We start from the raw sequence: 24,172 nt of genomic DNA on the forward strand, positions 1-24,172 counted from the left end.
CGTGAACCTGCCGCCCGCCATCCGCATCCTGGAGCGTGGCTGGCTCTCGTCCAATAGCGTCCTCCTGCTCGGGCCGGAGGACGCGGCGCTGATCGACAGCGGCTATGCGACCCACGCCGGGCAGACCCTGGCGCTGGTGCGTGCTGCGCTCGATGGCCGCCCGCTTGACCTTCTGCTCAACACCCACCTGCATTCCGACCATTGTGGCGGCAATGCGCTGCTGCGCGCCGAACTCGGCTGTGAGGTCGCGATTCCCGCACTCGAGGCCGCCAAGGTCGCCGCCTGGGACGAGGACGCGCTCAGCTTCCGCGCCACCGGCCAGCAGTGCCCGCGCTTCGCTTTCGACGCCACGCTGGCGCCGGGAGACAGCCTGGTCCTGGCCGGCCTGCGCTGGGACGTGCTGGCCGCGCCCGGCCACGATCCCCATGCGTTGTTGTTTTTTTGTGCACAGGACGGCGTGCTGGTGGCCGGGGATGCTTTATGGGAAGATGGGTTCGGCGTGATCTTTCCCGAGCTGGCGGGCGAACCCGGCTTCGACGAGGTGGGCGCGACCCTCGACCTGATCGCCGGCCTGGATGCGCGGGTGCTCATTCCCGGCCATGGCGCGGCCTTCACGGATGTGGCGGGCGCGCTGGCGCGGGCAAGGAAACGGCTCGACTACCTGCGCGCCGACCCGCTGCGCAATGCGCGCAACGCGGTCAAGGTGCTGCTCAAGTTCCTGCTGCTGGAGCGGCAGGCGATTTCCTTGGGGGCGCTGCCGGCCTTGCTGGCGTCCATTCCGCTGGTCGAGCGCGTGCGGCAGGAACAATTCGGCATGCCGCCCGAGGAATTGGCCCGCTGGGCCGCCGGGGCGCTGGTGCGCGCCGAGGCGGCGCGCGTGGACGAGGGCATGCTGCGCGACGTTTAGAGTCGAAGTTCTAGCACGGTCGTTCTTTTTTCGCGGCTATAATGCCTGAGGATTCCGATCAACCGACCACCGAGAGCCATCCATGACGATGCCCCCCGTGCTGCAAAACCTGTCCCTTCCCGTCATCGCCTCGCCGATGTTCATCGCCAGCGGCCCCGCGCTGGTGGCGGCCCAGTGCAAGGCCGGCATCGTCGGCTCCTTCCCGGCGCTCAACGCGCGCCCGGCCGAGCTGCTCGACACCTGGCTGACGGACCTGCAGCGCGAGCTGGCCGATTACCAGGAAGCGAACCCGGGCGCCAGGGTCGGCCCGATCGCGGTCAACCAGATCGTGCACCAGTCGAACGACCGCCTGGCGCATGACGTCGAGGTGTGCGTGAAGCACCAGGTGCCGATCATCATCTCCTCGCTGCGCGCGCCGCCGAAGGAGATGCTGGACGCGGTGCACAGCTACGGCGGCATCGTGCTGCACGACGTGGTGTCGATCCGCCACGCCGAGAAGGCGCTGGAAGCGGGCGTGGACGGCCTGATCCTGGTCGCGGCCGGCGCCGGCGGCCACGCGGGCGCGCTGTCGCCGTTCGCGCTGGTGGGCGAGGTGCGCAAGTTCTTCAATGGTCCGGTGGCGCTGTCGGGCTCGATCGCGACCGGCGATGCGATCCTGGCCGCGCAGGCGATGGGCGCGGACTTCGCGTACATCGGTTCGCGCTGGCTGGCGACCAGGGAGTCGAACGTCACCGACGCCTACCGTGAGGCGATCGTCACCTCGAGCGCGGCGGATGTGGTGTACACCAATTTGTTCACTGGCGTGCACGGCAACTACCTGAAGAAGTCGATCGTGGCGGCGGGGCTGGATCCGGAGAACCTGCCGGAATCGGACAAGAGCAAGATGAGCTTCGGTTCGGGCAGCGCCAAGGCCTGGCGCGATATCTGGGGCGCGGGGCAGGGCGTGGGCTTAATGGACGACGTGCCGACCGTGGCGGAGATGGTGGAGCGCTTGAAGAGGGAATACATGGCTGCGCGGGCGCGGCTGGCGCTGTAAGCCAACAACCTCTAGCCTCAAAACCGTCATTCCTGCCACTGGCAGCAATGACTCCCGGCGAAGGCCGGGATCCAAGTCCGTTGCGCAGCCACTGAGCATGCAAAACTTGGGTCCCGGCCTTCGCCGGGACGACGTTTACGCGCAGCGGGTTTTTATCCGGGCTGCTTGAGGTCTTCCTGCCGGATAATCCACAGCCCCGGCAGATTCCTCCAATACCCGTAGACATCCATCCCGAACCCCACGACAAAATCGTTCGGCACCGTCAGCCCCACCAGGTCCGCCTGGATCGGCTTCTTGCGCCCCAGGTCCTTGTCGGCGAACACCGCCACGATCACCTCGGCCGCGCCCATGTCGAGCAGGCGCTGCTTCACGTGGGCCAGGGTCTCGCCTTCGTCGAGGATGTCGTCGACCACCACGATGGTGCGGCCGGCCACGTTCTGGCGCGGGATCACCTTCCACACGATCTGCCCGCCCCTGTCCTCGTCGCCGTAGCGGCTCACGTGGATGTAGTCGAACTCGAGCGGGAAGTCGAGCTGGGGCAGCAGGTGGCCGGTGAATACCACCGCGCCGCCCATCACGCCCAGCACCAGCGGGAAGGCGGGATCGCCATCCTTGCCGAAGCGTTCGTTGAGCCGGTCGGCGACATGCCGCACTGCGGCCTGGACTTGTTCCGCATTGACGATCTCGCGCGCATTGGCCAGCAGCGCACGCGCGCGCTCGTCATGGAACTCTGGCATAGGGATTTCTTGCATGGTCATACGGTCTAGTGGTGGCCGGGCCATTATGCGCCAAGCCCGGCGGAGGCGGTGTTCCGCTTGGAACAGGTCCGGTCAGGAGGCGTTATTGCGCAGTTCGTTAATCTCTTGCTGCAGCTTGCGCGTCAGCTTGGCGAACACCAGCTCGTAGGAACGGCGCAGCAGCGCGGCCGCTTCCCCGTCATCCATCGAGGCGTCGCCCGCCACATACACCCACTTGTGGCGCGCCAGGTAGGGCGCGGGAATGATCCCCGGACGGTCGGTCAGTTCCAGGAAGCGGTCGTCTTCGACCTTGAAGCTGAAACCCTCGGCGGGCGAGCTGGCATTGGTGGCGGCGAACATCTTGCCGCCGACCGAGAACACGATGTCGTGGTCCCACTTGATGTCCTCGGTACAGCCGGGGAAGCTCCGGCATACGTCCTTGGCCGCTTCGAAATCCATGTGCGTCTCCTGTTGCTGCCGGCGTCATGGCGCCAGTCTCGTGATGGTTTGAGCCATCATCTTAACCCCTCGCGGCCGGATTCCAAGGATTTTGATGTCTTGGCGCAATAATCCGTCGCGCCACGTTCCGGGAATTGCGGCGTATCATACGTGCTTGGAAAACAACCCGATTCTCCGACCCATGTCCACCAACGACACCCGCGCCGAACGGCTGGCCCAATTGCGCAGCGCCATGGCGCGCCACGGCATCGACGCCTGCATCATCCCGTCGAGCGATCCGCACCTCTCGGAATACCTGCCCGGCCACTGGAAGGGCCGCGAATGGCTGTCCGGTTTCACCGGTTCGGTGGGCACCTTCATCGCCACCGCCGGTTTCGCGGGTGTCTGGACCGACGGGCGCTACGTGACCCAGGCCGAAACCGAGCTGGCGGGCTCAAGGATCCAGCTGATGAAGATCCCGAGCGCGGCGAGCCAGATCCACGTCGACTGGCTGGCCGCCAACGTGCACGCCGGCGGCACGGTGGCGGTCGATGCGCGCGTGCTCGGCCTGGCCGGCGCGCGCCTGCTGCAGGAAGCGCTGGGGGCGCGCGGCGTCAAGCTGCGCACGGACATCGACCTGCTCGAGGAGGTCTGGAGCGAGCGCCCGGCGCTGCCGCTCGACCCCGTGTTCGAGCACCTGCCGCCGTTCGCGACCGTGGAACGCCACGAGAAGCTGGCCGCGGTCCGCGCCGCGATGGAAGCGCATGGCGCCGGCTACCACTTCATCTCGACCCTGGACGACATTGCCTACTTGTTCAACCTGCGCGGCGCCGATGTCAGCTTCAATCCGGTGTTCCTGGCGCATGCGCTGATCGGCCGCGCCGACGCCACCCTGTTCATCGGCGAAGGCAAGGTGCCGCACGAGCTGCGCGCGCGCCTGGAGCATGACGGCGTCCACCTGGCGCCTTATGCCAACGCCGCGCACGCGCTGGAGTCGCTGCCGGACGGCGCCACCTTGCTGCTCGATCCGCGCCGCGTGACGGCCGGCATGCGCGCCGCGGTGGCGCAGGGCGTGCGCGTGGCCGAAGCCGTCAACCCGACCACCTTCGCCAAGTCGCGCAAAGTCGAATCGGAAGCGGCCAACGTGCGCGCCACCATGGAGCAGGACGGCGCGGCGCTGTGCGAGTTCTTCTCCTGGCTCGAGCCGCTGCTGGCCAACGCCGATCGCGCGCCGGTAAGCGAAGTCGACATCGACACCCAGCTGACGCAGGCGCGCACGCGGCGGCCGCATTTCATCTGCCCGAGCTTCTCGACCATCGCCGGCTTCAATGCGAACGGTGCGATCATCCACTATCGCGCCGCGCCGGAATCCTGCGCCACCATCGAAGGCGACGGCCTGCTGCTGATCGACTCGGGCGGCCAGTACCTGGGCGGCACCACCGACATCACGCGCGTGATCCCGGTCGGCACGCCGTCCGACGCTCAGAAGCGCGACTACACGCTGGTGCTCAAGGGCCTGATCAACCTGTCGGCCACGCGCTTCCCGCGCGGCATCCGTTCGCCGATGCTGGACGCGATCGCGCGCGCGCCGATCTGGGCGGCCGGCATCGACTACGCCCACGGCACCGGCCACGGCGTGGGCTACTTCCTGAACGTGCACGAAGGTCCCCAGACCATCTCGCCGTCGGCGCTGCCCGAAGCGCACACCGCGATGGAGCCGGGCATGATCACCTCGATCGAGCCGGGCATCTATCGTCCGGGACGCTGGGGCATCCGCATCGAGAACCTGGTGCTGAACCGCAGCGTCGAGACCACCGAGTTCGGCGAGTACCTGGGCTTCGAGACCCTGACCCTGTGCCCGATCGACACCCGCTGCCTCGACATGAGCATCTTGCGCCCGGATGAAATCGCGTGGCTGAACGACTACCACGCGACCGTGCGTGCGCGCCTGGCGCCGCATGTCGAGGGCGCCGCGCGGGACTGGCTGATGCTGCGCACGGAGGCGATCTGATGGCCGGCGGACGCTCCACCCGCGCCAGCTCGGCGGTCGAACGGCTGAAGAAGCGTACCGGGAACATGGGCTATTCAATGGCCCGTACCGGCGACGGCCTGTTCTTCCTGTCCGAAGCGCCGGGCGCGCCGCCGCTGTGTGCGCCGCTCGAACTGGACGACTTCGTCGCCTTCGTCAACGGCCTCGGCCCGCAGGAAGTGAAGCGGATCAGCAAACACGATCTCGCCTTCGAGAAGCAACTGGTCAAGAAGAAGCCCTAGGCGCCGCCATGAACAAGAACGAATTGCTGGCCACCTACTGGTCAGGGCCCGAGATTTTCACCAATGCGCTGATCCTGCTGCACCTGGCGGGGGCGCTGGCGCTCGGCCTGCTGGTCGGCTACGAGCGCGCCTACCACGGGCGCGCGGCCGGCATGCGCACTTATGGCCTGGTGTGCATGGCCTCGGCGGCGCTGACCATCCTGGCCGGTTATCCGGACTTCTGGTACGGCGGCGGCGCCTCCGGCTTCCTGGCCCCGGTCGATCCGACCCGCATCATCCAGGGCGTGGTGACCGGCATCGGCTTCCTCGGCGCCGGCGTGATCATGCGCGAAGGCTTCAACATCAGCGGCCTAACCACGGCGGCCTCGATCTGGGCCTCGTCGGCGATCGGCATCCTGGTCGGCGTCGGCTTCTACCTGGCCGCGATGGGCCTGGCCTTCTTCGCCTCGATGATCATGATCTACCTGAACCGCCTGGAGAGCTTCCTGCCGGCGCGCCACGCGGTGGCGGTGCGGGTGCGCTTCAAGCCCGATTTCCTGCCGCGCGAAGAGGGCCTGCGCCAGGCCGCGCTGGAGCGCGGCTACGAGATCGCCGGCAGCTCGCTCACCATCAGCAGCGAGAACGGCCGCCAGGAATGGCGCTTCGTGGCGCTGGCGCTGTCGCGCAAGTCGGGCGCGCCGCTGCACGCGCTGGCCGGAGAGCTGGCCGCTTTCGAAGGCGTGGAAGGCTTCCAGGTATCGCACGCCCGTAATTGACATCGAATAACAATACTCTCCAAAACCGGAACAGCCATGGAAGCAACAGACGTACAAGCCCAGGACGTACTCGATTTCTGGTTCCTGCCGCCTTCGCACGAAGGCCACGGCAAGCAGCGGCCAGAGTGGTTCCGCAAGGACGACAGGTTCGACGCGGCGATCCGCGAGCGCTTCGGCGCCACCATCGCCAAGGCGGTGGCGGGCGGCCTGCGCGAATGGGATGCGCTCGGCCCACGCGGCGTGCTGGCGCGCCTGCTGGTGCTCGACCAGTTCACGCGCAACGCCCACCGCAACACGCCCGAGTCCTTCGCCGGCGACACGCTGGCCCTGGCCGCCGCCCGCCAGCTGGTGGACTCCGGCGGGCACCTGGCACTGTCGCCGGTGGAGCGCTCCTTCGCCTACATGCCTTTCGAGCACGCCGAGGACGCGCGCATGCAGGAACAGGCGGTGGAGCTGTTCACCGCGCTGTCGAACGAGCACGCGGGCTTCGCGGAGACGCTCGACTATGCGCACCGCCACCGCGGCGTGATCGCGCGCTTCGGCCGCTTCCCGCACCGTAATGCGATCCTGGGCCGCGCCTCCACGCCGGAGGAAACCGAGTACCTGCGCCAGCCCGGCTCGGGCTTCTGAGGTGGCGCCTGCATTGAACCTGGCCGGCGCCGGCCACGTCGGGCGCGCGCTGGGCCGCCTGTTCCATGCCAGCGGCGTGTTCGCGGTCCAGGACGTGCTGACCCGTTCGGCGGACAGCGCGCGGCAGGCGGTGGACTTCATCGGCGCCGGTACGCCCGCCTCGACGCTCGCGGCCATGCGCCCGGCGCGTGCCTGGCTGCTGGCCGTGAACGACGACCAGATCGCGCCTGTGTGCGCGGCGCTGGCCGCCGCGCATGACCTGAAGGGCGCGGTGATCTTCCATTGCAGCGGCGCCAAGGCCTCCTCCGAACTGCAGGCGGCGCGCGACGCCGGCGCCCTGGTGGCGAGCGTGCACCCGATCCGCAGCTTCGCCGATCCCGACAAGGTGGCGCGCGAGTTCGCCGGCACTTTCTGCGGCATCGAAGGCGATGTGGAGGCGCTCACGCTGCTCGAACCGGCCTTCGCGGCGATCGGTGCGCGCCTGGTGGAGATCGATCCGGCTGCCAAGACCGTCTACCACGCCGCCGCCGTGTTCGCCTCGAATTACCTGGTGACGGTACTGGATGCGTCCCTGCGCGCCTACCAGGCCGCTGGCGTGCCCGAAGAGGTGGCGCGCGAGCTGGCGCGGCCGCTGGCCGAGGAAACGCTGGCCAACGTGTTCCGCCTGGGGCCGGCCGCCGCCCTCAGCGGCCCGGTGGCGCGCGGCGACTTCGCCACCGTGGCGCGCCAGCAGGCGGCGCTCACGCAATGGGACGCGCCCACCGGCCAGCTCTACGAAGCACTGGTGGCGCCGACCACCGACCTGGCCCGGCGCAAGCCGAAGCAAACCTGAATCGCAAGGAGAACATATGGTGTTGACCGCCTGGGCCTCGCTGGCCGTGCTGGGCGTGTATTTCTGGACCTGGGCGAACGCCGCCCGGGCTCGTGCGCGCTACGACGTGCCGGCGCCCTCGATGGAGGGCCCGGAAGGCTTCCTGCGCGCCCATCGCGTGCAAATGAACACCCTCGAGCAGCTGCCGCTGGTGCTCGTGCCCCTGTTCCTGTGCGGCGCCTTCCTGGGCGACGTCTGGGCCGCCGCGGGCGGCCTGCTGTGGTGCGCCAGCCGGATCCTGTACGCGCTCGGCTATGTCCGCGATCCGGCCAGGCGCGAAATGGGTTTCATTCTTGGCATGCTTGCCTGTGCTGCATTGATTGGCGGCTCAGTTGTGGGCTTATTGCTGCGCTAGAGTCAAGAAACTACAGAGAAAGATCGACAAAGTTCCCAGAGGGCAATAAGCTAGGCTGCTAATCACACAAAACATGGTCCGCGCGCCAATCGGAAAGCTTGCCGGCGCGGACCCTGGAGAAGGAGAACACTATGTTGTTTCTGAAGAGCACCAGCGTTACCAAGGCCCCAGGCATTTACGAAGTCGATGTCGCGGCCAAGCCGCCCGGCAAGACCTTTGGCGTCTTCATGGCGACCGACCCGGACAATCCGCCGCAGTCCATCCTTGCCGGCCTGGCGGAACTGGGCTTCCGCAATATCCACGAGCAGCGCTACGTCCACAAGGACAAGGGCAAGGTCCTTGACCTGCATTTCCAGAAAGACGGCACCGACCTGTTCGCCGGCTGGAAGTCGGAAGAGTGCACGGCCAACCTGGCCGCCCTCGATGCGCTGTTTGGCAATGTCGGCATCAAGCTCGCTCCGCGCGTGATGAGCCTGGCGGAAGCCTACCGTTAAGCGGCGACGTCGATGTGATACAGCGCCCAGGGACAGGCGCCGAAACGCTCGTTGAGCGGGCGCTTTGCCATTTCCGGCACCCGGTCGGCGTCGTACACCGCCCATAAGGGGCCCAGCCCGCCCAAGGGCATAGTCTTGCCGTCCAGGTGGGTGGCGACGATGAGCTTCCAGGCGCGGGCCTGGCGCATCTCCAGCGCCGCCGCATAGCCGTCCACCGCCCGCAGCACCACCTTGGCTGCATCGCCCGGCCGGGCGCCCCCCTGCGCCAGCACATCCGCCAGCAGCGGACCGCGCAGAGTATGCGGTTTGCCGTCGTATTCGAGGGTGGGGCGGATCGTCTGCGCGGGCAGGGAAGCCAGCGCGGCGAAATCCATGGCATAGGCTTGTGCGAAGTCCAGTTTCTGCTTGTGCATCATCTGGTCGAGCGCCGGATCAAGCGCGCCACGATTGCTGCGCCCTATGGCGCCGGTGATCGTCAGCAGGGCCGGGCCTTGCAGCGTGGGCTTGGCCGCGGCAAAGACGGGCGCGGCGCCGGCCAGCGCGGCGGCGCCGAGGAAGTGGCGTTTGTCCATGCGAGAATGTCCTTCCTGGGAAAGCCGCCATCATAGCCTTGAACATTGCACTATGGATTTATTTAGCGCAGGCCCCGGCCTGATGCCGATCCCGTTGCCGGACGGCGAACTCGGCTGGCTGCAGCAGCTGCCGCTGCCCTGGCCGAACGGGGATGTGCTGGCGCGCCTGATTCTCGAAACCGCCTGGCGCGAGGAAACCGTGGTCGTGTACGGCAAGCGCCACCTGCAGCCGCGCCTGAGCGCCTGGTATGGGGATGCCGCCTACCGCTATTCCGGCCTGAGCCTGGCGCCGGCGCCGTTCACACCGCTGCTGGAGGCCATCCGCGCCAGCGTCCAGCAGGTCACCCGATGCGAGTTCAACAGTGTTCTGCTGAACTACTACCGCAACGAACGCGACAGCATGGGCATGCATGCCGACGACGAACCCGAACTGGGCCCGGCGCCTGCAATCGCTTCCCTGAGTTTTGGCGCCGAGCGCACGTTCATCCTGCGCCACAAACAGACGAAAGAGACCCTGCGCCTGCGCCTCACGGACGGCAGCCTGCTCCTGATGAGGGGCTCCACGCAACAGAATTGGTTGCACGGAATCAACAAAACGGCAAAACCGATTGGGCCGCGCGTGAATCTAACTTTTAGGAAGATCATTTGATCTTCCTTCTTCTTGCGCTATCTGGTATGTATTTTATCTGACCGCAAAGTCAGAACGTTACATCCGCTTACAGTTTTTACGGGTTTGGCAACGCTTTCATTTTTTGTCAATGCTATCTTGGCCCTATTGCGATTCATTGGGAATCGCGAACCAGGTAACAAGAAGAGGATCCGTAATGAACAAGCTTATCGTTGCACTGATCGCGTCCGTCGCGGCGATGTCCGCCGCTCATGCCCAGCAAGACACCCCGCGCGCCTATGTCGGCGTGGGTGTGGCCAGCGCCGACCACCAGAATTCCCTGCCGGGCGCCACCAGCGTCGATGCCGACGGCTACAAGGCCTCGGGCAAGATCTTCGGCGGCTATGACTTCAACCGTACCTGGGGCGTCGAAGCCGGCTACACCGATTTCCGCAGCTCGAACGTGACCTATTCGCTCGGCGGCGTGCCGGGCAGCGGTGAAACGAAAGGCCATTCGCTGTATGTGGCGGGCAAGGCGAGCATGCCGATCAACGAGCAGTTCCTGGCGTATGCCAAGCTGGGCGTGTCGCGCAACAAGAACGAGCTCGAGACCGTCAATGCTGTGATGAACCGCAGCCACAGCAAGACCGAGGCATATGGTGCGCTGGGGCTGCAGTACAACATCAACCAGGATGTTTCCCTGATTGCTGAGTACGAGCGCTATGGCAAGAGCAAGGACTTCGGCGCGAAGCCGAATGTGTGGACGATCGGGGCGAAGTACAGCTTCTGATTGGACTGCGGTTCAAGCGAAAAGGCCCTGCGGGGCCTTTTTCTTTTTTGCGCGGATGCAGACATGGTCGTAAGAGTCACCCTCAACTTCCCCGTCGTCCCCGCCTTCGCGGGGAGTCATTGCCGCCAGTGGCGGGAATGACGTTTTGAAGTGAGTGGTGCTAACGGAGCTAAAGCCGCGCCAGCACCATTCCCTGCGGCCTTGTCACCCACGGCGGCACGATCAGCTCCGCCTCCGGCTGCGCATGCCCCGCCGACAGGAACCGGTGCAGCGACGACCACGGCCACTCGCGCGGCGCCACGCAGTGCCCATGGCGTACGGCATCCGTGTGCACGTAGTCCACCAGCGCCTTGTAGTCCTGGTCTTCCTGCACCCGGTAATGCCGGTAGTGCCGCTCCCACACCGCCCCATCGCTTGCATCCGCCATGCCGGCCTTGCGCAAGGCTTTCGAGAATGCGATCTTGACCGCGCGCCAGCGGCTGGAGCAGTCGTGGTCGCCCGGGGGCAGGGTCCAGATCGTATGCGCGTGGTTCGGCAGCACCACCCAGGCGTCGACGTGGAAGGGCTTGCGCACGCGCGCCAGCCGCATCGCTTCGCCAAACGCGGAAATGTGCTCGGTCAGCAGGGCGCTGCCACGGTCTAGAAGGCGCACCGTGAAAAAGAACGTCCCGCCAGGGACGCGGTTGTCGCGGTAATCTGTCATGGGTATGTTTAACGCCCGGCAGCCGTAGCGACGGCAAGGCAGGACCAGGCGCTTGCACGGCCTCGTCCTCGGGAATTCTACACACGAAGCCACGATCCCCACGTTCCGTTTCCGGGCGTAAAAAAGCCCGCGCAGTGACTCCCTGCGCGGGCTTTTCTTTAGGAAACAAGCATTTAGGTCGTCAGTGGCTTGTAGCGGATACGCTTCGGCTTGGCGCCTTCCTCGCCCAGGCGCTTTTTCTTGTCGGCTTCGTATTCCTGGTAGTTACCGTCGAAGAAGGTGACTTGCGAGTTGCCTTCGAAGGCCAGGATGTGGGTCGCGATGCGGTCCAGGAACCAGCGGTCGTGCGAGATGACCATCACGCTGCCGGCGAATTCCAGCAGGGCGTCTTCCAGCGCGCGCAGGGTTTCCACGTCCAGGTCGTTCGACGGTTCGTCCAGCAGCAGGACGTTGCCGCCTTGCAGCAGGGTCTTGGCCAGGTGCAGACGGCCGCGTTCGCCGCCCGACAGGTTGCCGACCACCTTCTGCTGGTCCGCGCCCTTGAAGTTGAAGCGGCCCAGGTAGGCGCGCGACGGCATCTCGAAGCGGCCGACGCTCAGCATGTCGGCGCCGCCGGTGACGTCCTCGAACACGGTCTTGTTGTTGGCCAGCTCGTCGCGGCTCTGGTCGACCAGCGAGACCTTGGCGGTCTTGCCGATCACGACTTCGCCGCTGTCCGGCTGTTCCTTGCCGGCGATCATCTTGAACAGGGTCGACTTACCGGCGCCGTTGGGGCCGATGATGCCGACGATCGCGCCCGGAGGCACGGTGAAGGACAGGTTGTCGATCAGCAGGCGGTCGCCGAAGGCTTTCGAGACGTTCTTGAACTCGATGACTTCGTTGCCCAGGCGCTCGGCCACGGGAATGAAGATCTCCTGGGTCTCGTTGCGCTTCTGGTATTCGAATTCGCTCAGTTCGTTGAAGCGGGCCAGACGGGCCTTGGACTTGGCCTGGCGCGCCTTCGGGTTCTGGCGCGACCACTCGAGTTCCTTCTGCAGGGCCTTCTGGCGCGCCGATTCGGTCGCTTCTTCCTGCTTCAGGCGCGCCTGCTTCTGGTCCAGCCAGGACGAGTAGTTGCCCTTCCAGGGGATGCCCGAGCCGCGGTCCAGTTCCAGGATCCATTCGGCGGCGTTGTCGAGGAAGTAGCGGTCGTGGGTGATGCCCACCACGGTGCCCGGGAAGCGCAGCAGGAACTGCTCCAGCCACTCGACCGATTCGGCGTCCAGGTGGTTGGTCGGTTCGTCGAGCAGCAGCATGTCCGGCTTGGACAGCAGCAGCTTGCACAGCGCCACGCGGCGCTTCTCGCCGCCCGACAGCACGCCGATCTTCTGGTCCCAGGGCGGCAGGCGCAGCGCGTCGGCGGCCATTTCCATCTGCAGGTTCAGGTTGCCGCCGTCGGCCGCGGCGATGATCGATTCCAGGCGCTCCTGCTCCTTGGCCAGGGCGTCGAAGTCCGCGTCTTCTTCCGCATAGGCGGCGTACACGGCTTCCAGCTTGGCTTGGGCTTCGAAGGCTTCGCCCAGGCCCGATTCGACTTCCTGGCGCACGGTTTTTTCCGGATCGAGCTGGGGTTCCTGCGGCAGGTAGCCGATGTTCAGGCCCGGCATCGGGCGCGCTTCGCCCTGGATGTCGGTGTCGATGCCGGCCATGATCTTCAGCAGGGTCGACTTGCCCGAGCCGTTCAGGCCCAGCACGCCGATCTTGGCGCCCGGGAAGAAGGACAGCGAGATGTCTTTCAGGATCTGGCGTTTTGGCGGGACGATTTTGCCCACGCGGTTCATGGTATAGACGTAATTGGCCATGCTTTAACTCTGGTGTTGTTTAAGGTGCACAGGATACGACAGAACCCGTTTCGCACACAGGATTTATTGGTGCCGCATCACGCTTTATTCGCCGCGCGGCTGCGCCACAGGCCTTCGCCGCCGAACAGGGCCAGCGCGGACCAGATCAGGACGAAGCCTGCCAGGCGGTCGGCGCTGAAGGCTTCGTGGAACAGCCACACGCCCAGCAGGAACTGGATGGTGGGCGACAGATACTGCAGCAGTCCCAGGATCGACAGCGGGATCTGGCGCGCGCCGCTGGCGAACAGCAGCAGCGGAATCGCGGTGATCGGACCGGCCAGGATCAGCAGCAGGCGGGTGGTGTCCGACGGCGCGTTGATGAAGGCGTTGTCGCCGGTATAGCTCAGCCAGCCGATGTAGACGGCCGCCACCGGGAACAGCAGCATGGTTTCGAAAGACAGGCCTTCGAGCGCGCCCAGCGCGGCGGTCTTGCGCAGCAGGCCGTAGCCGCCGAAGGTGGCGGCCAGGAACAGCGCGATCCAGGGCACCGAACCCGATTGCCAGGTCAGCCAGGCCACGCCCAGCGCCGCCAGCCCGATCGCACCCCATTGCGCGGGACGCAGGCGCTCCTTCAGGATCACGTAGCCGAACATGATGTTCACCAGCGGATTGATGAAGTAGCCGAGGCTGGCCTCGATCACGTGGCCGTTCTTGACCGCCCAGATATAGGCCAGCCAGTTGGCGCTGAGCAGGAAGGCGGAAGCCAGGAAACTGCCCAGCACGCGCGGCTGGCGCGCCAGCGCCAGCCATTTCCACTGGCGCCGCACGGCCAGGACGATCAACAGGAAGCCAAGCGACCACAGCACCCGGTGCATCAGGATTTCCAGCGGCGGCACCTCGCCGATCGCGTGGAAATACAAAGGAAACAGCCCCCAGCACAGGAAGGCGAGGGTGGCGGACAGGATACCGGAGCGCATGGGAAGGGAGGGGCGATTGCTGAGCTGCCATTATCCCCGATGCGCACGAACCCTGCTGGCGCGGCGCAAATTTGCGCAGGTGTATGATGCAGGACGAAATGTTTCTTGCAATTTTCTTGTCGATATTTTATGGTGCGCCGCACCAGAACAAAAACATGGTGCAATCTTGACGTCCGAGAACAAGAAAAGCAGCCTGGCCGCGCTGACCCTGGCCGCGGTAGGCATCGTCTACGGGGATATCGGTACCAGCCCTCTCTACACCCTGCGGGCCATCTTCGACCAGGAGCATGGCCTGCCCCTCAACACGCCGAACATCCTCGGCATCGTGTCCCTGATCTTCTGGAGCCTGACGATCATCGTCTCGCTCAAGTACGTGACCCTGGTCCTGCGCGCCGACAACCGCGGCGAAGGCGGGATCATGGCCCTGATGGCGCTGGCCACCAACTCCGTCACCAGGCACTCGGCCTGGCACTTCCCGCTGCTGGTGATCGGCGTGCTGGGGGCCACCATGTTCTACGGCGACAGCGTGATCACGCCGGCGATCTCGGTGCTGGGCGCGATCGAAGGCCTGGAAGTGGCGGCGCCCGGCATGTCGCACTACGTGGTGCCGATCGCGGTCGTCGTGCTGCTGGTCCTGTACAGCGTGCAGCGCCACGGCACCGCCGGCATCGGCCGCTTCTTCGGCCCCATCATGCTGGTGTGGTTCATCGCCCTGGCCGTCATGGGCGTCATCAACATCATCGAGGCGCCGGTGATCCTGCGCGCGCTCAACCCGTGGGAAGCGCTGCGCTTCATGTTGGAAAACAAGCTGCTGGCCTTCGTGGCGCTGGGCGCGGTGGTGCTGGCGATCACGGGCGCCGAGGCGCTGTACGCCGACATGGGCCACTTCGGCAAGAAGCCGATCCGCATGGCCTGGTTCATGATCGCCTTCCCGGCGCTGGCGCTGAACTACCTGGGCCAGGGCGGCCTCCTGATCATGCAGCCGGACGCCGTGGACAATCCTTTCTTCCACCAGCTCGGCTCCTGGAGCGTGATTCCGCTGGTGATCCTGTCGACCATGGCGGCGGTGATCGCCTCGCAGGCGACCATCTCGGGCACCTATTCGATGACCAAGCAGGCCATCGCGCTGGGCCTGCTGCCGCGCATGCGCATCCTGCACACGTCGGAAAGCGAGATCGGCCAGATCTACATCCCGGCCGTGAACTGGCTGCAGCTGTGCGTGGTACTGATCGCCGTGATCGGCTTCGGTTCCTCGGACGAACTGGCCGGCGCCTACGGCATCGCGGTGACCGCGACCATGATGGCCACCACCATCCTCACTTTCTTCGTCACGCGCTACCGCTGGCGCCTTCCGCTGGCCGTGTGCCTGGGCGCGACCGGCTTCTTCTTCGCGATCGACATCATGCTGTTCTCGTCGACCACGCTCAAGCTGTTCCACGGCGGCTGGTTCCCGCTGCTGCTGGGCACGGTGCTGCTGACCCTGATGCTGACCTGGAAGCGCGGCCGCGAACTGGTCTTCGAGAACCTGGAAAAGCACGCGATTCCGCTGGACGCCTTCATGGAATCACTGTTCGTCGCGCCGCCGGTGCGGGTGCCGGGCACCGCCCTGTTCCTGCGCGGCGAAAGCGACGGCGTGCCGCACGCGCTGCTGCACAACCTGGTGCACAACAAGGTGCTGCACGAGCGCGTGGTGTTCCTGACCGTGCACATCCGCGAAGAACCCTGGGTGCCGCCGCAGGAGCAGGTGAAGATCGTCGAGCTGGGCCACAACTGCTACCAGCTCAACGTCCAGTACGGCTTCAAGGACGAGCCGGACATCCCGGGCATCCTGCGCCAGTGCGCCGACCTCGGCTTGGGCTTCGAGATGATGGAGACCTCGTTCTTCATCGCGCGCCAGACCGTGATCTCGACCCCGGGCCGCGGCATGGCGCCATGGCGCGAGCATTTGTACGTGATGATGTCGAGGAATGCCCGTGCGGCGGCGGACTACTACCAGATCCCGCCCAACCGCGTGATCGAATTGGGCACGCAGATCGAGATCTGAGCGGAATTACAAATGGCGCTGTCCTCTTTAGGTGTGGAAGAGGCCCATCGCCGCTCGCAGAAAGCGCTCCGGCGAAGCAATGCGAGAACCGTCCAGCGCCCATTGCCAGCCGAGGTAGTTCGGCAGGTAACGCGAGGCGACGCCATGAAAGCGCGCCAGCCATTGCCGGAAGCGGCGGTGGTAGGCATTGACGTTTTGCACATGGACGGCGCCACGCACCCGTTCGCCGGCGCGCAGGTTGACGCATTCGTGAGAGATGCCTGCCTCGCGCGCGAAGGCGCGGTAGGCGGCATGCGCATCGGTCACCAGCAGCACGTCCGGATCGAGCACGGGCAGCAAGTGCCGGTGCAGTTGCGGTTTCGTGACCGCGCCGCGTCCCGTGACGAAGTCGTGGGTCCGTCCGGTGCGGTCGCGGGCGACCAGGATGCACACATGCTCGTGCGAGATGCCGCGTTTGGAAGCCACTCGACCACGACGGCGTGCCGGCCGGTTCAGCTGGCGCGAGCCCTTTTGCGATTCAAGCAAGAAGAGTTCGTCAGCCTCGGCTATGCCGTTCAGGCGCTGCGGCCTGTCGTGCTTGGCAAGCTCCAGAAAGCGATGGCGCCAGCGAAAACTGGTATTCCGGTGCACGTCGACTACCTTGGCCGCCGCGCGCACGCTCGTGGCATCAAGCATCTTGTCGAGGTAATCAAGCCACTTGCCGCGCTGGCGTAAGCGCGAAAGCGGTGTGCCGCTCAATGCCGTGAAGGTCTTGCCGCACGCGCGGCAGCGATAGCGCTGCAGGCCACGGAGCTGGCCATGCCGATAAGGGCGCTCGGCCTCGCACGCCGGACAGCAAGGCGCCGAAGGGCCCACTTCGATGGCTTCGCGAAGGCGATCCAGGCCAAGCGCCGGCGTGAGCGCCGCCATAAGTCGACCGCGCTGCCCTTTGGTCAGCAGCGGCAGTTGCCGCATCCACTGCGCGAAGCGTTTGCCTTGCATTTCCGTCTCCAGTGTCCAGGTCGATCAATGACACTTGGACCAGCAGGAAACTCGGCAGTTCGATTTCTACATTTAGCGGTGACAGCGCCTTACAAATCGCCGACAAAATCCGCACATTTTCGTGGAATTGATGAGGTAAGGTGCAAAGTTTCTCGTAGCAAATTCGCTTCGAAACTTTTTCACCTTATCTCGTCGAGGATTCCATGAAACTGAAGTTCCCCCTGGTCGCCGCTTTCGTCGCCATGCTCGCCCTGACCGCCTGCGGCGGCGGTTCCGCCGACAGCGGCGTGCAGGTCAGCAGCCCGGCCACCCTCACCAAGACCGACAGCGTGGTCGGCACCGGCGCCGAAGCCGTCACCGGCAAGACCGTCAGCCTGAACTACACCCTGTGGCTGTACAGCGCCACGGCCGCCGACCATAAAGGCACGCAACTGGAATCGAACCCCTACAGCTTCAAGCTCGGCACGAGCGCCGTGATCGGCGGCTTCGAGCAAGGCGTGCTGGGCATGAAGGTGGGCGGCAAGCGCACCGTGCTGGTGCCGTCGAGCATGGGCTACGGCACGTCCGGCGGCCGTGGCGTACCGCCGAATTCGGGCCTGGTGTTCGAGATCACCCTGAACAAGGTCGAGTGATCAGCGCAGCATGTCGATGTGCATGATGCCGTCTTCGTCGTAAGGGGCGGAGACGGTTTCGAAGCCGAAGCCCTGGTAGAACTTTTCCAGGTATTGCTGGGCCCCGATGCGGATGCGGTGGCCCGGGTAGAGCGCTTCGGCGCATGCGATGCCGCGCGCCAGCAGCTGGCGGCCGGCGCCGGTGCCGCGCGCGGCCTGGGTCGTGATCACGCGGCCCAGCGACATCTCGTCGTACTTGGCGCCCGGCGCCAGCACGCGCAGGTAGGCGGCCAGCTCGCGCTTGCCGTCCACGGTGCGCCAGCCGAGCAGGTGATGGGCCTCGAGGTCATAGCCGTCGATGTCCGGATACAGGCAGGTCTGCTCCAGGATGAAGATGTTCTGGCGCTGGGCCAGCACCTCGTAGAGGTCTTTGTTGGACAGGTCGGTAAAGCTGGAGAATTGCCAGTCGAGCATGGAAGTCGGACTCAAAAAATAATCATTCGGTAGCGGTCTCGAAGCCTTCGAGCACGTTCACGATGTGCGTGCCCAGCTCCGGGGCCGCGTCGCCGCCCTCGAGGATGAAGGCGGTGGGCAGGCCCAGGTGGGCGATGCGTTCGCCGATGCGCAGGAAGTCGCCTCCCTGCAGCCGGAAGCGCGCCTCCGGCGCCGTGCCGAAGGCGGGCGCGCCTAGCGAGACCACCAGCGCCTCGGCGCGGAACATGGCCAGCTTGACGCAGGCCGTCTCCAGCGCCGCGAACCACTCGGCGCTTCCCGCGCCCGCCGCCAGGGGCAGGTTCATCGTCGCGCCCAGCCCGGCGCCCACGCCCGTTTCGTCGGCATGGCCGCTGTACCAGGGATAGGCGCCGCGCGGGTCGGCATGCAGCGACAGGAACAGCACGTCGCCGCGGCCGTAGAAGATCGCCTGGGTGCCGTTGCCGTGGTGGTAGCCGAGGTCCAGGATCGCCACGCGTCCCAGGCCGTCGTCCAGCAAGTGCTGGGCGGCCAGCGCCGCATTGTTCAGGAAGCAGCCGCCGCCGAAGAAGTCCGCGCCCGCATGGTGGCCGGGCGGACGCGTGAGCGCGAAGCTGCCGCGTTCTCCCATGCGCAGCGCATGCGCGGCGTTCACGGCGCAGTCGGCCCCGGTCTTGGCGGCCAGCCAGGTGCCGGCGGTGAGCGGGGTCGCATTGTCCATTGCGTACAGGCCGAAGCGGGCGTCGAAGCTGTCCGGTTCGATGTCCATGCGCACCGGCCGCGGCGGCCAGGCCGAGGGAAAGGCGTCGCGCGCCGCGTTGGCGGCATCGAGCGCCGTCCACTCGCTCCAGGCGCTGCGCAGGAAGTGCAGATAGCGCGGGCTGTGCACGCGCTCGAGCGACACCAGGGGTACGCCGTGCGGCGTGACGATGCGGCCCAGCCCGCGCCGCTCGCATTCCTTCAGGACGAAGGCGGCCCGCTCAGGCTGTTCCGGACACGGCGCCAGCTCGCCGCGCACGAAGGCGAAGCGTCCCGCATGCTGGGCATGGTGTTCGTTGTAAAAGGTGAGCAAGGCATCCCCGGATCAGTGGTGATTGCCGCACAGCGTACTGCTGTTGTAGGCCGCGACGAAGTCGTCGAAGCTGCCGGTGTCCGAGGCCTCGATGGTGGCCTGCTCGGCCAGCGAGGCCGCCGCCATCTCGTCGAACAGGGCCGCTTCGGCCGGCATCAGGGGGCTGTCGCGGAAGGTGGCCGCATGCAGCTCGCTCTGGCGCAGGCCGAAGGCGGCGGCCGAACCGAGGGCGCGCACTTCTTCCAGCACGCGCGCCGACGGCGTCAGCGAGGCATCCGCGACCTTGGCCTTCTGCAGGTTCAGCGACGACTCGTGCACGCCGCCTTCGTTGTGCTGGTCGTCGAGCAGCTGGGCCACCGGGCGGATGCGTTCGATCAGTTCTTCCGCCCATTCCTTGAGCGGCACTTCACGGCCATCGCGGGTGAGGGTCAGGTCCGGGCGGCGGCCTTCCTTGACGGTGCGCGCGAAGTTGCGCGCGTGGATCGCGCCGTCGTGGGCGCTGATCAGGGGGCTCTCGTCCAGGGCGCAGAACAGCAGGAAGGCGTCCAGGAAGCGGCCGGTCTCCAGGGCGATGCCGATCGGCTCGAAGGGGTCGACGTCCAGGCAGCGCACCTCGATGTACTGCACGCCGCGGTTGCACAGCGCCTGCACCGGACGCTCGCCGGTGCGGATCACGCGCTTGGGACGGATGGTCGAATAGTATTCGTTCTCGATCTGCAGCACGTTGGTCGAGAGCTGGATCCACTCGCCGTCCTTCTTGGTGCCGATCGCGGCGTAGGGTGCATAGGGGCGGTTGACCGCGTCCATCAGGCTGGTGACATAGCTTTCCAGGCTGTTCTCGTGCGGGCACAGGCCGGACTGGGCGTCGTTCTGGTAGCCCAGGTCGCTCATGCGCAGGCTGGTCGCATAGGGCAGGTAGAGCGTGTCGTCCGACAGCCGCTCGAGCTGGTGCGGGCGGCCGCGCAGGAAGCTGGTGGTCAGGGCCGGGGTGGCGCCGAACAGGTACATCAGGAGCCAGGCGTAGCGGCGGAAATTGCGGATCATCGCAATATAGCTCTCGGACTGGAAGTCGCGCAGCGCGTTGCGGCGTTCTTCAAGGATGCCTTCGTTTTCCGCGAACAGCTTCCACAGCTTTTCCGGCAGCGAGTAGTTGTAGTGGATGCCGGCGATGCACTGCATCGCCTTCCCGTAGCGCAGGGCCAGGCCGCGGCGGTAGACGTGCTTGAGCATGCCCAGGTTGGATTTGCCGTACCAGGCGATCTCGATCTCTTCTTCCGACGGCAGCTCGCCCGGCATCGACACGCCCCACAGCATCTCGTCGCCCAGCTTGGAGTAGGCGTAGCGGTGGATGGCGTCCAGGCGGTGCAGGGCCAGGCCGATGTCGTGCTCGGCCGGGGTGATGAATTCCAGCAGGGTCTCCGCGTAGTCGGTCGTGATCTGCGGATGGGTCAGTGCCGACCCCAGCGCCACCGGATGGGGAGTGCGGGCGAGCTGACCTTGTGGGTCCACGCGCAGGGTTTCGCGTTCGATGCCACGCAAGCCCTGGCCCAGCAGGGCGCGATGTTCGTCGTCGTCGAGCAGGGCCAGTCGGCGGTTGAATTGGTTCGACACGGGGTTTCCTTTCTTATACTGCCAGTGCGGTGGTGCAGAGAGTAACCGAAAACCGGCAAGTTCGCCGACCGCCCCTCATTCCTGCTTCTGGCCGGGGTTGGCGCTCCCAGCGGGAGGCTTGGCGGCAGGAGCCGGGGGAGGTGCGGCGGCAGGGGCGACCGGTGCGGCGGCAGGCGTCGCGGCAGCGTCGGCGGGCCGGGTTTCGGCGGCGATCCAGCGCTCGACCTGGCGCTCGAGGAGGGGCAGCGGCAGGGCGCCGCCGCCCAGCACCGCGTCGTGGAAACGGCGCAGGTCGAAACGTTCGCCCAGGGCCGCCCTGGCCTTCTTGCGCAGCGCCAGGATGCGCAGCTGTCCGATCTTGTAGCTGAGGGCCTGGGCCGGCCGGGCGATGTAGCGGTCGACCTCGGCCTCGTTGTCGGCGGGCGGATTGGCGGTGTTGGCGTTCAGGTAATCGACGGCCTGCTGGCGCGACCAGCCCAGCGCGTGGATGCCGGTGTCGACCACCAGACGCGCGGCGCGGAAAGCCTGCTCGTTGAGGTGCCCGAACAGCGAGAACGGGTCCTGGAAGAAGCCCAGTTCCGGGCCCAGGCCTTCGGCATAGGTGGCCCAGCCTTCGCCGAAGGCCGGGAACCAGCCGTGGCGCCGGAAGGCGGGCAGCTCGAGTTCCCTGGCGCGCGCCACCTGCAGGTGGTGGCCGGGCAGGCCCTCGTGCAGGGCGATGGTGTCGACCTGCCAGATCGGCCGCGCCCCCAGGTCCGCCACGTTGACCACCAGGGCCGCGCTGCGCTGTTCGCTGCCGGCCTCGTAATAGGCGGCCGGCTGGCCGGCCCCCGCCGCCGTCATCGGCTTGACCGCCAGGCCGGCGGAAGGCGGCGTGCCGACCACCTTGGGCAGCTTGTTTTCCGCGCGTGCGAGGGCGCGCCGGTAGCGTCCCAGCAGGGTCTCGGCATCGGGAAAGAACAGGCGCGGATCGGTGCGTGCGAACACCAGGAACCTGGCGGGGTCGCCGCGAAAGCCGGTGCGCGGCACCAGCGCCGCCACTTCGAGGCGCAGGCGCGCCACTTCCTTCTGGCCGATCGCATGGATCTCCGCCGGCGTCAGTTCCGTGCTGGTGGACTGGCGCACCAGGAGGGCGTACCAGGCCGCGCCGTTCGGCAGGCTGGAGGCGCCGATGCTGTCGCGCGCCAGCGGCAGGTAGTCGGTGCGCAGGAAGTCTTCCAGCTTGCGCAGGGCCGGCGCGGCGCTGTCGTTCAGGGCCGCCGCGCCGGCCGCCAGCAGTTCTTCGCGCACCTCGGGCGCGACCGCTGCGGGGATGCGCTTGAACGGGGCGGCCAGCGCGCCGTCCTGCAGGCCTTCGCGCAGGCTGCGCAGCGCGTCCGGCACGCCGCGCAGCACCGTCTTGGGCATAGGCCAGCCCGCCTTCAGGCCGGCGCGCAGCTGTTCGACCAGGCCGTCCACGTGGGCGGGCAGGGCCTTCAGGCGCGCGATATAGGCGCGGTAGTCGTCTTCGCCGGCGAAGGGCATCTGCGCCACCAGCCGCGGCAGCTGGACGTGCAGGCCGTCGTAGGCGGTGAGCGGCTGCGGATCGAAGGGAAGGAGGGCGCCGGCGGCCAGGCGCTGCTGCTTGTCCAGCACGAACAGGTCGTACGAGACCAGTGTCTGGCCTTCCAGGCGGCTGCGGTCGATCTCGCGCGCCGCCTCCAGCATCTCGCGCTCGTGCTCGAGGGCGGCGGCGCGCGCGGCCAGGCTGGTGTCGGAGAGCAGGGCGTTGTGGCGCTGCTCGCCCAGGCCGGTCGCGCGTTCGGGGGCGCGGCGCAGCTGCCATTGCCAGTCGCGCTCGAACAGCTTTCTTGCCTGCTCGGCTGCGGAAGGAGCCGGCGTGGCGGGCGTCGGGGGATCGGCTTCCGGCCCGACGGCGGCGCAGGCTAGGGGCGCGAGCAGGGCGAGAGTGGCGAACAGGTGACGCATGCGGGCTCCGGGGTTCGGGCTGGCCATTGTAACAAGGCCACCGTAAGCCTCGCGCTCTTCAGGCGCCGCAGCGTCCGCCGCTGACGCGCTCGATGCCTGCCAGGTCGCGCCAGCTCTGGACCTCGGTGAAGCCGCGCGCGGCCAGCAGGGCGCGCACGGCCTCGGCCTGGTCGTAGCCGTGTTCGAGCAGCAGCCAGCCGCCCGGTTCCAGGTGAAGGGGAGCGCCGGCTATGATGATGCGCAGCGCCGACAAGCCGTCCGCATGGTCAGTGAGGGCGCCGGTGGGCTCGAAGCGCAGGTCGCCTTCGCCCAGGTGGCGGTCGCTTGATGCGATGTAGGGCGGGTTGGAGGCGATCAGGTCGAAGCCTTCCTCGCCCAGCGCAGCGTACCAGTCGCTGCGCAGGAAGCGCACGCGGGCGCCGTTGGCGGCGGCGTTGGCCTGGGCGATGTCGAGGGCCTCCATGCTGACATCGAGCGCGGTGACGGCGGCGTCCGGGCGCGTATGGGCGACGGCGACCGCGATGGCGCCGCTGCCGGTGCCCATGTCGAGCAGGCGCGCGCGCGGCGCCAGGCGGTCCAGCGCCAGTTCGACGATCAGTTCGGTATCGGGGCGGGGGATCAGCACGGCCGGGCTGACCCGGAACGGCAGCCCGAAGAATTCGCGTTCGCCGACGATGTAGGCGATCGGTTCGCCGTCCAGGCGGCGCTGCACCAGGCCGGCAAGCGCGGCGGCTTCCTCGCCAGTGAGCGCCCGCTCCGCCTGCGTGATCAGGGCCACGCGCGGCAGCTGCAGGGCATGGCACAGCAGGATGCGGTTTTCCAGCGGGTCGAGCGGCAGGTGTTTTTGCAGCTGGCCAAGGGTGGCGCCGGCCTGGATCATGCCTGTGTCCTTCATCTCACGCGGTCATGCCGTTTTTTTACGCACCAGCACCCAGACCAGCAGCACGGTCAGGGCCACGAACCACACGGCCGACCACTGCGGAATCGCCAGGCCCAGCACGGTGTCGGTGGCGCCTTCGCACAGGCCGTCGGCGCGGAACAGCCAGGGCAGGTATTCGGCGGTGGGGATCTTGTTGAGCATGGTCTCCATCGGGTCGATGCCGCAGGAGAAACCCGGGTTGGCGATCACGTACAGGTGCTTGCCGACCGCGTACAGTCCGCCCAGCGCCGCCAGCAGGGCCAGGATCGTGCCTTCGCGGACCTTGCCGCTGATGGCCGACACCAGGGCGCACACGCCGATGGCCAGGAACATGTAGCGCTGGATCACGCACAGCGGGCAGGGCCGCATTTCCATGATGTGCTGCAGGTAGAGGGCGACGGCGATCAGCGCGAAGCAGATCGAGGAAATGGCGAACAGGACCTGGCGCGAGGTGGGCATAATTGGCAGCATGCGGTGCTTTCTCTGGGCGTGGTTCAAGATGAAATCGGGGGCATTCTCGCACGAACCCGGC

The 24,172-nt window shown here is 66.7% G+C and carries 26 protein-coding genes; 13 read left to right on the forward strand and 13 right to left on the reverse strand.

Going from position 1 to position 24,172, the window contains the following annotated elements; all coding sequences use genetic code 11:
- The first annotated feature begins 1 nt into the window (after window position 1).
- Window positions 2–907, forward strand: coding sequence for an MBL fold metallo-hydrolase (locus J8847_RS02230; protein WP_211523056.1), 906 nt, complete (start codon window positions 2–4; stop codon window positions 905–907).
- Between the two features lie 82 nt (window positions 908–989).
- Window positions 990–1,943 (forward strand): nitronate monooxygenase family protein, encoded by a 954-nt coding sequence (locus J8847_RS02235; RefSeq protein WP_211523057.1) that lies wholly within the window; start codon window positions 990–992, stop codon window positions 1,941–1,943.
- Window positions 1,944–2,095: 152 nt separating this feature from the next.
- On the opposite strand, the gene J8847_RS02240 is transcribed toward J8847_RS02235, so the two are convergent.
- On the reverse strand, window positions 2,096–2,680 hold the full coding sequence (locus J8847_RS02240; protein WP_211523058.1) for a hypoxanthine-guanine phosphoribosyltransferase: 585 nt from the start codon (window positions 2,678–2,680) through the stop codon (window positions 2,096–2,098).
- 93 nt (window positions 2,681–2,773) lie between these two features.
- Window positions 2,774–3,139, reverse strand: coding sequence for an MmcQ/YjbR family DNA-binding protein (locus J8847_RS02245; protein ID WP_211523059.1), 366 nt, complete (start codon window positions 3,137–3,139; stop codon window positions 2,774–2,776).
- A 181-nt stretch (window positions 3,140–3,320) separates the two neighbouring features.
- Here J8847_RS02245 and J8847_RS02250 point away from each other — a divergent pair, with 181 nt between their 5' ends.
- From J8847_RS02250 to J8847_RS02280, 7 genes are all read left to right on the forward strand, one after another.
- Window positions 3,321–5,129, forward strand: coding sequence for an aminopeptidase P family protein (locus J8847_RS02250; RefSeq protein ID WP_211523060.1), 1,809 nt, complete (start codon window positions 3,321–3,323; stop codon window positions 5,127–5,129).
- A complete protein-coding gene (locus J8847_RS02255) occupies window positions 5,129–5,389 on the forward strand; it encodes a hypothetical protein (RefSeq protein ID WP_211523061.1) in 261 nt (86 codons plus the stop codon). The genes J8847_RS02250 and J8847_RS02255 overlap by 1 nt, the downstream gene beginning before the upstream one ends.
- Before the next feature lie 8 nt (window positions 5,390–5,397).
- The gene (locus J8847_RS02260) at window positions 5,398–6,144 is read left to right on the forward strand and encodes an MgtC/SapB family protein (protein ID WP_211523062.1); all 747 of its coding nucleotides are present in this window, start codon (window positions 5,398–5,400) and stop codon (window positions 6,142–6,144) included.
- 36 nt (window positions 6,145–6,180) lie between these two features.
- Window positions 6,181–6,774: a DUF924 family protein gene (locus tag J8847_RS02265; RefSeq protein ID WP_211523063.1), complete on the forward strand. Its 594-nt coding sequence runs from the start codon at window positions 6,181–6,183 to the stop codon at window positions 6,772–6,774.
- Between the two features lies 1 nt (window position 6,775).
- Window positions 6,776–7,606, forward strand: coding sequence for a Rossmann-like and DUF2520 domain-containing protein (locus J8847_RS02270; RefSeq protein ID WP_373999812.1), 831 nt, complete (start codon window positions 6,776–6,778; stop codon window positions 7,604–7,606).
- Window positions 7,607–7,622: 16 nt separating this feature from the next.
- Window positions 7,623–8,000, forward strand: a complete 378-nt coding sequence (locus tag J8847_RS02275) for an MAPEG family protein (RefSeq protein ID WP_211523065.1) — start codon at window positions 7,623–7,625, stop codon at window positions 7,998–8,000.
- 131 nt (window positions 8,001–8,131) lie between these two features.
- A complete protein-coding gene (locus J8847_RS02280) occupies window positions 8,132–8,494 on the forward strand; it encodes a hypothetical protein (RefSeq protein WP_211523066.1) in 363 nt (120 codons plus the stop codon).
- Here the strand turns inward: J8847_RS02280 and J8847_RS02285 are convergent.
- Entirely contained in the window at window positions 8,491–9,066 is a 576-nt protein-coding gene (locus J8847_RS02285) for a molybdopterin-dependent oxidoreductase (protein ID WP_211523067.1), read from the reverse strand. The two genes, J8847_RS02280 and J8847_RS02285, sit on opposite strands and share 4 nt — an antisense overlap.
- A gap of 52 nt (window positions 9,067–9,118) precedes the next feature.
- On the opposite strand from J8847_RS02285, the gene J8847_RS02290 reads away from it, so the two are divergent.
- Together J8847_RS02290 and J8847_RS02295 are read left to right on the forward strand one after the other, a co-directional pair.
- Complete coding sequence (locus tag J8847_RS02290; protein ID WP_211523068.1) at window positions 9,119–9,715, forward strand: alpha-ketoglutarate-dependent dioxygenase AlkB; 597 nt, start codon at window positions 9,119–9,121, stop codon at window positions 9,713–9,715.
- A gap of 175 nt (window positions 9,716–9,890) precedes the next feature.
- Complete coding sequence (locus tag J8847_RS02295; RefSeq protein WP_211523069.1) at window positions 9,891–10,463, forward strand: porin family protein; 573 nt, start codon at window positions 9,891–9,893, stop codon at window positions 10,461–10,463.
- A gap of 169 nt (window positions 10,464–10,632) precedes the next feature.
- Here the strand turns inward: J8847_RS02295 and J8847_RS02300 are convergent, their stop codons facing one another.
- From J8847_RS02300 to rarD, 3 genes are all read right to left on the reverse strand, one after another.
- Window positions 10,633–11,166: a transposase gene (locus tag J8847_RS02300; RefSeq protein WP_211523070.1), complete on the reverse strand. Its 534-nt coding sequence runs from the start codon at window positions 11,164–11,166 to the stop codon at window positions 10,633–10,635.
- Window positions 11,167–11,339: 173 nt separating this feature from the next.
- Complete coding sequence (ettA, locus tag J8847_RS02305; protein WP_211523071.1) at window positions 11,340–13,007, reverse strand: energy-dependent translational throttle protein EttA; 1,668 nt, start codon at window positions 13,005–13,007, stop codon at window positions 11,340–11,342.
- 77 nt (window positions 13,008–13,084) lie between these two features.
- The gene (gene rarD, locus J8847_RS02310) at window positions 13,085–13,963 is read right to left on the reverse strand and encodes an EamA family transporter RarD (protein ID WP_211523072.1); all 879 of its coding nucleotides are present in this window, start codon (window positions 13,961–13,963) and stop codon (window positions 13,085–13,087) included.
- A gap of 166 nt (window positions 13,964–14,129) precedes the next feature.
- On the opposite strand from rarD, the gene J8847_RS02315 reads away from it, so the two are divergent.
- Complete coding sequence (locus J8847_RS02315) at window positions 14,130–16,007, forward strand: potassium transporter Kup (RefSeq protein ID WP_211523073.1); 1,878 nt, start codon at window positions 14,130–14,132, stop codon at window positions 16,005–16,007.
- A gap of 27 nt (window positions 16,008–16,034) precedes the next feature.
- Here the strand turns inward: J8847_RS02315 and J8847_RS02320 are convergent, their stop codons facing one another.
- Window positions 16,035–16,988, reverse strand: coding sequence for an IS1595 family transposase (locus J8847_RS02320; RefSeq protein ID WP_211523074.1), 954 nt, complete (start codon window positions 16,986–16,988; stop codon window positions 16,035–16,037).
- A gap of 203 nt (window positions 16,989–17,191) precedes the next feature.
- On the opposite strand from J8847_RS02320, the gene J8847_RS02325 reads away from it, so the two are divergent.
- Window positions 17,192–17,620 carry an FKBP-type peptidyl-prolyl cis-trans isomerase gene (locus J8847_RS02325; protein WP_211523075.1) on the forward strand — a complete coding sequence of 143 codons (429 nt, stop codon included), beginning with the start codon at window positions 17,192–17,194 and terminating at the stop codon, window positions 17,618–17,620.
- On the opposite strand, the gene J8847_RS02330 is transcribed toward J8847_RS02325, so the two are convergent.
- The 6 genes from J8847_RS02330 to J8847_RS02355 form a co-directional block, all read right to left on the reverse strand.
- Window positions 17,621–18,073 (reverse strand): GNAT family N-acetyltransferase, encoded by a 453-nt coding sequence (locus J8847_RS02330; protein ID WP_211523076.1) that lies wholly within the window; start codon window positions 18,071–18,073, stop codon window positions 17,621–17,623.
- A gap of 22 nt (window positions 18,074–18,095) precedes the next feature.
- On the reverse strand, window positions 18,096–19,142 hold the full coding sequence (locus tag J8847_RS02335) for a histone deacetylase family protein (RefSeq protein WP_211523077.1): 1,047 nt from the start codon (window positions 19,140–19,142) through the stop codon (window positions 18,096–18,098).
- 12 nt (window positions 19,143–19,154) lie between these two features.
- On the reverse strand, window positions 19,155–20,753 hold the full coding sequence (gene gshA, locus J8847_RS02340) for a glutamate--cysteine ligase (protein WP_211523078.1): 1,599 nt from the start codon (window positions 20,751–20,753) through the stop codon (window positions 19,155–19,157).
- A 75-nt stretch (window positions 20,754–20,828) separates the two neighbouring features.
- Complete coding sequence (locus J8847_RS02345) at window positions 20,829–22,721, reverse strand: DUF885 family protein (RefSeq protein ID WP_211523079.1); 1,893 nt, start codon at window positions 22,719–22,721, stop codon at window positions 20,829–20,831.
- Between the two features lie 58 nt (window positions 22,722–22,779).
- A complete protein-coding gene (gene prmC, locus J8847_RS02350) occupies window positions 22,780–23,616 on the reverse strand; it encodes a peptide chain release factor N(5)-glutamine methyltransferase (RefSeq protein ID WP_229429549.1) in 837 nt (278 codons plus the stop codon).
- A 9-nt stretch (window positions 23,617–23,625) separates the two neighbouring features.
- Window positions 23,626–24,099: a disulfide bond formation protein B gene (locus tag J8847_RS02355; RefSeq protein WP_211523104.1), complete on the reverse strand. Its 474-nt coding sequence runs from the start codon at window positions 24,097–24,099 to the stop codon at window positions 23,626–23,628.
- Window positions 24,100–24,172 lie beyond the last annotated feature (73 nt).

It is taken from the genome of Massilia sp. AB1 (genome assembly GCF_018119385.1).
Lineage (GTDB): Bacteria > Pseudomonadota > Gammaproteobacteria > Burkholderiales > Burkholderiaceae_D > Telluria.

Excerpts from the sequence above, each read along its gene's own strand:
- J8847_RS02290 (WP_211523068.1), top strand. The coding sequence starts at position 9,119 with ATGGATTTATTTAGCGCAGGCCCCGGCCTGATGCCGATCCCGTTGCCG.
- J8847_RS02285 (WP_211523067.1), bottom strand. The coding sequence starts at position 9,066 with ATGGACAAACGCCACTTCCTCGGCGCCGCCGCGCTGGCCGGCGCCGCG.
- prmC (WP_229429549.1), bottom strand. The coding sequence starts at position 23,616 with ATGAAGGACACAGGCATGATCCAGGCCGGCGCCACCCTTGGCCAGCTG.
- J8847_RS02325 (WP_211523075.1), top strand. The coding sequence starts at position 17,192 with ATGAAACTGAAGTTCCCCCTGGTCGCCGCTTTCGTCGCCATGCTCGCC.
- J8847_RS02355 (WP_211523104.1), bottom strand. The coding sequence starts at position 24,099 with ATGCCCACCTCGCGCCAGGTCCTGTTCGCCATTTCCTCGATCTGCTTC.
- J8847_RS02345 (WP_211523079.1), bottom strand. The coding sequence starts at position 22,721 with ATGCGTCACCTGTTCGCCACTCTCGCCCTGCTCGCGCCCCTAGCCTGC.
- ettA (WP_211523071.1), bottom strand. The coding sequence starts at position 13,007 with ATGGCCAATTACGTCTATACCATGAACCGCGTGGGCAAAATCGTCCCG.
- J8847_RS02260 (WP_211523062.1), top strand. The coding sequence starts at position 5,398 with ATGAACAAGAACGAATTGCTGGCCACCTACTGGTCAGGGCCCGAGATT.
- J8847_RS02275 (WP_211523065.1), top strand. The coding sequence starts at position 7,623 with ATGGTGTTGACCGCCTGGGCCTCGCTGGCCGTGCTGGGCGTGTATTTC.
- J8847_RS02240 (WP_211523058.1), bottom strand. The coding sequence starts at position 2,680 with ATGCCAGAGTTCCATGACGAGCGCGCGCGTGCGCTGCTGGCCAATGCG.
- J8847_RS02295 (WP_211523069.1), top strand. The coding sequence starts at position 9,891 with ATGAACAAGCTTATCGTTGCACTGATCGCGTCCGTCGCGGCGATGTCC.
- J8847_RS02330 (WP_211523076.1), bottom strand. The coding sequence starts at position 18,073 with ATGCTCGACTGGCAATTCTCCAGCTTTACCGACCTGTCCAACAAAGAC.
- J8847_RS02280 (WP_211523066.1), top strand. The coding sequence starts at position 8,132 with ATGTTGTTTCTGAAGAGCACCAGCGTTACCAAGGCCCCAGGCATTTAC.
- rarD (WP_211523072.1), bottom strand. The coding sequence starts at position 13,963 with ATGCGCTCCGGTATCCTGTCCGCCACCCTCGCCTTCCTGTGCTGGGGG.
- J8847_RS02235 (WP_211523057.1), top strand. The coding sequence starts at position 990 with ATGACGATGCCCCCCGTGCTGCAAAACCTGTCCCTTCCCGTCATCGCC.
- J8847_RS02250 (WP_211523060.1), top strand. The coding sequence starts at position 3,321 with ATGTCCACCAACGACACCCGCGCCGAACGGCTGGCCCAATTGCGCAGC.
- J8847_RS02265 (WP_211523063.1), top strand. The coding sequence starts at position 6,181 with ATGGAAGCAACAGACGTACAAGCCCAGGACGTACTCGATTTCTGGTTC.
- J8847_RS02300 (WP_211523070.1), bottom strand. The coding sequence starts at position 11,166 with ATGACAGATTACCGCGACAACCGCGTCCCTGGCGGGACGTTCTTTTTC.
- J8847_RS02255 (WP_211523061.1), top strand. The coding sequence starts at position 5,129 with ATGGCCGGCGGACGCTCCACCCGCGCCAGCTCGGCGGTCGAACGGCTG.
- J8847_RS02320 (WP_211523074.1), bottom strand. The coding sequence starts at position 16,988 with ATGCAAGGCAAACGCTTCGCGCAGTGGATGCGGCAACTGCCGCTGCTG.
- J8847_RS02245 (WP_211523059.1), bottom strand. The coding sequence starts at position 3,139 with ATGGATTTCGAAGCGGCCAAGGACGTATGCCGGAGCTTCCCCGGCTGT.